Source organism: Enterobacter cloacae complex sp. IR5458, from assembly GCF_049238025.1.
GTDB classification, from domain to species: Bacteria; Pseudomonadota; Gammaproteobacteria; order Enterobacterales; family Enterobacteriaceae; genus Enterobacter; species Enterobacter kobei.
The window spans coordinates 1-7,370 of sequence record NZ_JBMKIF010000073.1 but is presented as its reverse complement, the minus strand read 5'-3'; the positions used below and the strand labels follow the sequence as shown (position 1 = coordinate 7,370).

Annotated in this window: 5 protein-coding genes and 1 pseudogene; 1 reads left to right on the top strand and 5 read right to left on the bottom strand. The window is 51.2% G+C overall.

Annotated elements, in window-relative coordinates:
- Positions 1-449: 449 nt before the first annotated feature.
- The 4 genes and pseudogenes from ACOTYN_RS25305 to ACOTYN_RS25290 all read right to left on the bottom strand — a co-directional run.
- Positions 450-1,289, bottom strand: coding sequence for a PRD domain-containing protein (locus ACOTYN_RS25305; protein ID WP_332959633.1), 840 nt, complete (start codon positions 1,287-1,289; stop codon positions 450-452).
- A 5-nt stretch (positions 1,290-1,294) separates the two neighbouring features.
- The gene (locus ACOTYN_RS25300) at positions 1,295-2,710 is read right to left on the bottom strand and encodes a glycoside hydrolase family 1 protein (protein ID WP_332959635.1); all 1,416 of its coding nucleotides are present in this window, start codon (positions 2,708-2,710) and stop codon (positions 1,295-1,297) included.
- Complete coding sequence (locus ACOTYN_RS25295; RefSeq protein WP_332959638.1) at positions 2,707-4,587, bottom strand: beta-glucoside-specific PTS transporter subunit IIABC; 1,881 nt, start codon at positions 4,585-4,587, stop codon at positions 2,707-2,709. The genes ACOTYN_RS25300 and ACOTYN_RS25295 overlap by 4 nt, the downstream gene beginning before the upstream one ends.
- Positions 4,588-4,860: 273 nt before the next feature.
- Positions 4,861-5,084: pseudogene (locus tag ACOTYN_RS25290) on the bottom strand (LysR family transcriptional regulator); the annotation flags it as partial.
- A gap of 1,048 nt (positions 5,085-6,132) precedes the next feature.
- On the opposite strand from ACOTYN_RS25290, the gene ACOTYN_RS25285 reads away from it, so the two are divergent.
- A complete protein-coding gene (locus ACOTYN_RS25285) occupies positions 6,133-6,516 on the top strand; it encodes a VOC family protein (RefSeq protein WP_332959640.1) in 384 nt (127 codons plus the stop codon).
- A gap of 61 nt (positions 6,517-6,577) precedes the next feature.
- On the opposite strand, the gene ACOTYN_RS25280 is transcribed toward ACOTYN_RS25285, so the two are convergent.
- A complete protein-coding gene (locus ACOTYN_RS25280; RefSeq protein WP_332959643.1) occupies positions 6,578-7,291 on the bottom strand; it encodes a biotin--[acetyl-CoA-carboxylase] ligase in 714 nt (237 codons plus the stop codon).
- Positions 7,292-7,370: the final 79 nt, after the last annotated feature.

Genomic DNA, 7,370 nt, shown 5'->3' with positions numbered 1-7,370 from the left:
TGTACTAATCAACGGGGAGCAGGTCAAGTGGAATATGTGAAATCTAATGTAGTGACGCTATGAGTATAGACATTTATCGTACTAAAAGTCTTTCTGAGGGAAGAACAGTAGACGCTGTTTCTTTATACTCGCGGCTACGGCCCGAGATGCGGCAGCAGGAGGTGCGATATAGTTCGCTTTGGGAAAATAAAATGGACTTTAGATGTTCGATAGTAATTTGATATCAGGTGATAATGGAAATCACTATCATTTTTTTGCCTTTCCGGCAATCTGCCCGTTCATGGGGCGGCGACCTCACTGGTTCCCTCTATTCAAGATACCTTCTGGTTCATTTCTTTGAGTGACTTTGTCTTTAGGCATTGTGCCCGGATTTTTCGGGTGGCGGCTAGCACCACCTTACCCGGCGTATAAAAGCGATATTTGCTCAGTTTTATTGCAGAAAAGCGCACTCACGCATCCAGGCCTGCGATCCGCACCAGATGAACGGTAAGCCACAGCAGCTCATTGCCGCCGAGAGTCTTATCGAGCTGTGCTTTGACATAATCGCGGATGAGCAGCGCGCACCGGTATGCCTCCGGATATTCCTTAATCACCTGCACCAGCAGAAAACTATCCCGCGTGCCGTCAAGCTCGCCCTCTTGCAAACGCTGTAGGAAAAACTGCATATGGACCAGAAAGCGCGAGTAGTTAATCGAGTTAGTATCTATCTGATGTTTAAAGTGATATTGCACGAGATTAAAAATATCCTTGAGCATTTTGACCGACTGAATGGTTTGCGCCACGTCGTCGCCCTCGCTCTGGCCGTTTACGAGATGAAAGGCGATATTCCCTGCCTCCTCCTCAGGCAGTTCAATTCCGTAATGCTGGCGAATAATCGTCAATGCCTCACTGGCGATGCGGAACTGCTGCGGATAAAACCGCCTGACTTCCGGAAGCAGGCGGTTTTGAATAATAATCCCTTTGCGGATGCGTTCGATCGCAAAGGTGAGGTGGTCGGCTAGGGTAAAGAAAATTTGCTCGCGAACCTTGCTGGCAAGCTGCATATTGGCGCGGGAAATAATCATGGACGCCATTTCGATCACCACGTCAGGAATGGCGGAAAGGGCTTCAAGATAGCCGCTACGGGCGCTAAGCTCCTTGGTCACGAACAGCTTCTCAATCTTCTCCGGGGCGATCTCATCCCCGGGTCTGCTGTTGAAGCCAATGCCTTTTCCCATGACGATAACTTCCCTGCTATCGTCATCCATGGAGAGCACCAGGCTATTGTTGAGCACCTTCTGAACAATCATCTCTTCTACTCGTCGTGGTTGCCGTTTTGCGCGATGACATCCTTATACCACCAGAAGCTGCGTTTGCGGATCCTTTGCAGACTCTTCAGGTCATCCTCGCCGCGATCGACATAAATAAAACCGTAGCGTTTGGCGTATCCCTGATGGGTGCTGACCACGTCAATAGCCGCCCACGGGCAGTAGCCCATCAGCTCGACGCCGTCGGCTATCGCCAGCCGCATTTGCTCAATATGCGCCTGTAAGAAGGCGATCCGATATTCGTCGTTTATCGTCCCATCAGGCGCTAACTTGTCCGGCGCGCCCATGCCGTTTTCGCTAATAAGAATCGGCAGGCCATAGCGTTCGAACACTTTACGTAGTGTCAGCCGCAGGCCCACCGGATCAACCACCCAGCCGTAGGGGGTTTTGCCAACCCACGGATTTTCTGCAGGACGATAAACGCCCTTTTCGCCCAGCATAATTTGCTGATCCCCGGCTCGGGGCGCTACATCTCCGTCGTCTCCCCGGCTGGCGGCAATTGTTGCGGTTGAGTAGTAGTTAATCGCTATAAAGTCCGGCTTCCCCTGCTGCAAAATCAGCGCATCTTCCGGCTGCACCTCCGGCGTGAGGCCCCGATCCTGCATATAGGCCCACGCCAGGGAGTTGTAGCGGCCATGCACCGCTACATCCAAAAAGCTCCAGCAGCGCAGCGTCTCCCAGTTATGCGCGGCAATGGCGTCCTCTGGTTTACAGCTTTCGGCGTACATCGACGTGGTATTTATCGCCGGACCTATGCGTATTCCGGGAAAATCACGGTGGCAAAAGGCGAAGATCTGCGCCTGTGCCAGCATCATATGATGGTTCTGCTGGTAAAGCGCCTTCTTGTCCGGTAGTTCGCGATCTGCCGGCACGCCAATCGCACCGGGATGGAGGATCATTGTGTTCTGTTCGTTAATGGTCAGCCAGAGTCGAACTTTACCGGCAAACTCGCTTAACAAGAGACGGGTATAGCGCACGAACGCATCCCCGGTTTTACGGTTAAGCCAGCCGCCTTTTAGCTCCAGCGCCCACGGCAGATCGAAATGGTAAAGCGTGACGATGGGGGTGATACCATGGCGTGTCAGCGCGTCGATAAGGCGGTGATAAAACGCCAGCCCGGCCTGATTCACCGGGCCATCCCCATCAGGTATCACTCGGGACCAGGCCACCGAAAAACGATAGGCCTTCAGCCCCATCTCCGCCATCAGCGCGACGTCTTCCTCCATCCGGTGATAGTGGTCGCTGGCGATGCGGAAGTTCGCCGTTCCCGGCGGATGGCTGAGCATGTCGACCACCGACGGACCTTTACCGTCTTCATTCCACGCGCCCTCAACCTGATAGGCTGAGGTAGAGGCTCCCCACAAAAATCCGTCCGGGAATCGGGCTTGCTGTTGATAAATCATACCTGCGCCTCCTTAGCGGATTGCACCATCAGTGTCTCTCCGTAATCTACCTGCGCGGCGGCGCTCAGGCGCAACGAGTGTCGCTCGTCACCGTTGATCACAATCACCGGTGTAATCAGGTCATACCCGGCCTTTTCGATGGCTATAATATCAAAATGGATCAGGGCTTGTCCGGCTTCCACCCTATCACCCACCTTCAGCGTAGAGCTAAAGTACTGGCCGTTAAGATTGACTGTGTCTATACCAATATGTATCAGCAGCTCAAGACCGCTGTCGCTTTGTAAACCCACTGCGTGGCACGATGGCAGAAACATCCCCACAGTGCCGCTAAACGGCGCGCAGAGTACCCCTTCCTCAGGACGAATCGCCAGCCCTTCACCCAGCAGGCCACCGGAAAATACATCATCATTCACTTCGCTGAGCGCCACCACCTGGCCACGCAGCGGGCTGAATACTTCAGTCTCCCCCTCACTTTTCGGGCTCGTCGCAGGTTGAGCCGTCTCGTTCACTGCATCTTGTTCCTCATGAACATCTTTAAAAGCTATAAACCAGGTCAGGGTAAAAGTCACAATGATGGCGATCGCGCAGGTCGCCAGCGCATGGACGATGTTCATCGGGTTCTCGCCGATAAACGCCGGCAGCGCCGCGAGGCCTGGCGATACAAACGCGTAGCGCACCAGCCCGCTAATCCCGGCGTAGATTCCGGCGCAGCCGCCGCCAATCATCGCGGCGATCAGTACGCGACGGGACTTGAGTAGCACCCCGTATAGCGCCGGTTCGGTGATCCCCAGCAGCGCGGTAAAGCCCGACGAAGAGGCTAGCTGACGCAGGTTGCTATTTTTGGTTTTAAGCGCCACGCACAGCGTCGCTGCACCCATCGCCACGTTGGATGCCAGCATTCCCGGTCCGTTAATCATCTCGTAACCGCTTTTGCTCAGTTGGCCGGTGGCGATCGGCGTCATCGCCCAGGCAGTACCGGTAATGATCAGGAAGGGCTGCAGGGTGCCCATCAGCATCGGGATTAACCAGCTGGCATGGCGGTCGATAGCGCCAGCACCGGCGGCGACCAGATCGTTAAGCAAAATGCCCGCCGGGCCGACCACTACCAGAGCCAGCGGGGCGGTAATCAGCAGTATCAGCATCGGTTTAACAAAAAATTTAATAATCGATGGAGACACTTTTTCGGCAAAGCGTTCCACCCAAGACATCAGCCACACGGTCAGAATAATTGGCAGCACAGAACCGGCGTAATCTGAAAGCAGGACGTTGATGCCGACAAAATCGATCGCTTTACCAGCCGTGAGCATCTGGCCAATGCCCGGATGCAGCAGTACGCCTGCGAGGGTCATCGCCAGAATCGGGTTGCATTCAAATTTCAGCGATGCGCCGTAGGCCAGCAATACTGGCAGGAAGAAGAAGGCGGCGTCAGCAATAATATTCAGCAACTGATACGTCGAGCTGGTTTCGCTAATCACCCCAGTGAGTTTGAGAATAGCCAACAGCGCTTTAATCATCCCGGCACCGGTAATCGCGGGGATCACCGGGGTAAAGGTGGTCGAAATGACACTGATAATCCGCGCCACGATGCCAGCCTGCTTTGCGTTTTTATCGTCGCCTGCCGGGCCTTTTTTTTCCGGCAGCGCCTTATTCAGCCGGCGGTAAACCTGCTGTACTTCATTGCCGATCACGATCTGGAACTGGCCGCCATTCTCCACGACGCTGATCACGCCGGGGAGACTGCCGATCTGCGCATCGTTTACCTTTGAGCGATTATTGAACTCCATACGCAACCGGGTAGCGCAATGGGTGAGCATGCGGATATTTTCCGCACCGCCCACCGCGTTGAGGATTTTGTCTGCTGTTTCGTTATAGTTCATAGTGTTCCCTGGTGTTGGGGCAAAAAAAAAGACCAAAATAGAGATGCTTTCCCTTGGCGGGATAGCATTTCTATTCTGGTCTTGCCTGCTTTCGCAGTAGCACGCCATCATAAAAATGGGGTATTTCGGCGAATTATCTTAGCGCTCTTACGTAATGACAATGGCGGCCGAACAAAAGTGTGAGCTGCATTAAGTAAATTCTTACGGGGGCCTGCTGGAGTAGCCGATTGTTTGCGGGCATATAGCTACCGTTCCTGCGCAGCGATCTTAACCCCGGCCATCATCAATTGCTGCATCGAAAATTTTTACAAGCTCGCCACTCTTCAGGCAGGGAGCGATTAGCTGCTCGCGCATTAGCGCAAAGCCCAGTCCTGCCGTACGACTGCCAGTGGCAACAGGCTATTTTCAAAGAGTGGCCCTGCACTTAAATACCTGCGCAGAAACTGTTGATTCCAGTTCGTTCGGTCCTTGTCGCGCAGCGGTGCCCTCTGTATCAGTTAGCTTCACTGTTGGTTTAGTGATAGGTGTGGCTCCTGAAATTATCAATGCATATAGTGCGGTTGATTGGATGACTGGTGCGTGTTCATGCCAGCGGCGTCAACCCGATTGATTATGATTTCCAGTATTTTTCTACCTACAGTTAAATCATGTAAACTACTGAAATCGATATAATGCTGATTAGTTACGTGCTGGAATCAACATATCGGGCTGCGACGTTATGTCTGATGCTTACAGGTGGATCCTGGTATCATCTCTGGCACACCAAAAAATAATGCAAGGTTAAGTCATGCAGATGAATCCGCTTCTTCGGCTCATAATCGTCCTGACGGTATTGATGGCCATTTTATCTCTTTATCGGGAGGATAAAGGGCTCGCCTGGTTGGCTTTGCTGTGGAATCGCTGAACATTAGTAACCCAGAGCAGCATGACCGAAATACTGTCATCATTCCAGGTTCTTCAGTAACAGACGAAGCTGTACTACCCTGTTTTACTGTCACAAGGATGTATGTGGGACATTATCTATGACGATGTTATTTTAACTTTCTGCCTTAACTGCAGACAGGAAAATATGAGGTCATCTCGTTCATATGAAAGTAATAAATTACACTGTGTTGATTTATCTAGAATTTGCTGAGGGGGAGTGTGACCTGGATGGTTCTCTGGTGGCATTCTTGCGCTCAAGAGGTTATACATCTCTTTCATCCTCTTTTGTTCATACATGTGCGGTCTTTGCCGGACATGAAGACCAGGTCATGTCAAAATCTGAATCCGTAAATGACGGTGCGGGGTATCTCAGAAAGAGACTGCAAAAACTGTTTAAGAAGGTGATGCAGGAGCATCATTTTTCCTGCCAAATTTCACTTGTCATTTCACCCTCTGATGTGACCACAACCTATATTCCGCGAAAGCGCGGTGGGCTAAGGTGCTAAAAGAAACATGGGGATTTCCCGTGACAGATTCAAATCAGACGTGCCATCAGTGATGAATGGACGTATCTTATTGGAAGGTATCGCCGGTTTTTGAACAAACGAAAGGCTTATCAGTATGATTTCTCATTTAGACCATTTTGTTCTCACAACCCGCGATATGCAGGGTTGTGTCGATTTCTACTCAGACATACTCGGGATGGTAGTTGTTCGATTCGGAGCGGGCAGGACAGCACTGAGATTTGGTCAACAGAAAATCAATATCCATGAATACGGCCGGGAAATAGAGCCAAAGGCGCATCTGCCAGTGCCCGGTTCGCTTGATTTATGCTTTATTGTTCATGGAACAATTGCAGAACTGCTTGCCCACCTCAATGCTCACGACGTTAAGATTGAAGAAGGGCCTGTAAAAAGAACTGGTGCCAGCGGGGAGATTGAGTCCGTTTATCTTCGCGATCCGGATCTCAACCTCATTGAACTGTCTGTTTACCTTAACGGCTAAGCGAGCGTTGCAGTCCTGTTTTCTGGAACTGGTCAGTCATTGTCAGGCCTACCCAACAGAATCAGTTATGGAACAATACGTCTCCGTAATTCCACGCCTTCACCACACCATCTGGGGTTTCAAGCAGTATCCGGCCTTCCGTATCAGTGCCCCTACAGATACCGGAAACTATCTGCGTTTTTCCTGCATCAAGAGAAATCTCAGTCATTTGATTAAGCCCTTTCATTCTCCCTTCATAGGAACTCCGCAGCACGGTGAATCCATAAGTTTTCCAGAGAGAAAAATAGTCATCCCAGCGATGTAACAGGCTATGGAGGACATCCTGAGCATCTTTATCCGTGAAGCCAGCAAGTCCCGCAGCTATGTTTTCCAGACCCAGATTATCGGCAGTCATGTTAATGCCGATGCCTACATAAATGGCTCTTGGATCGGCTTCAATCAGTGTTCCACTAACTTTTGCTCCATTTATCAGGATATCGTTCGGCCATTTTATCTGCACGTCAGCATCACGAATAATAAGAGAAAGCGCATCATGTATGGCTATCCCTGCGACGAGAGAAAGCGTAGGTAGTGATGTCCTGTCATCCGGAAGAGGAACAACAATTGTGACCGCAATGTTCCCTGGTGCAGAAATCCATTTGCGGTTGTATCGCCCTTTACCGGCAGTCTGCTCGCGTGCGGAAAGCGCGAAACTCACTTTCCCGGTATGCTGGACGATCCGTCTCGCTTCATTATTAGTACTGTCAACCGAGTCAATTGTTATCAGCTCTGTCATTCTCATCTGTTCCGATAATTATGATGTAGCCCCCTGAAACACCAGACAGTAGCTGTATCTCCAGATAAGAGATAGGCTT

Bases quoted from the DNA above. Each gene is read 5' to 3' on its own strand.
- ACOTYN_RS25305 (WP_332959633.1), bottom strand. From the start codon at position 1,289: ATGATTGTTCAGAAGGTGCTCAACAATAGCCTGGTGCTCTCCATGGAT.
- ACOTYN_RS25300 (WP_332959635.1), bottom strand. From the start codon at position 2,710: ATGATTTATCAACAGCAAGCCCGATTCCCGGACGGATTTTTGTGGGGA.
- ACOTYN_RS25295 (WP_332959638.1), bottom strand. From the start codon at position 4,587: ATGAACTATAACGAAACAGCAGACAAAATCCTCAACGCGGTGGGCGGT.
- ACOTYN_RS25285 (WP_332959640.1), top strand. From the start codon at position 6,133: ATGATTTCTCATTTAGACCATTTTGTTCTCACAACCCGCGATATGCAG.
- ACOTYN_RS25280 (WP_332959643.1), bottom strand. From the start codon at position 7,291: ATGACAGAGCTGATAACAATTGACTCGGTTGACAGTACTAATAATGAA.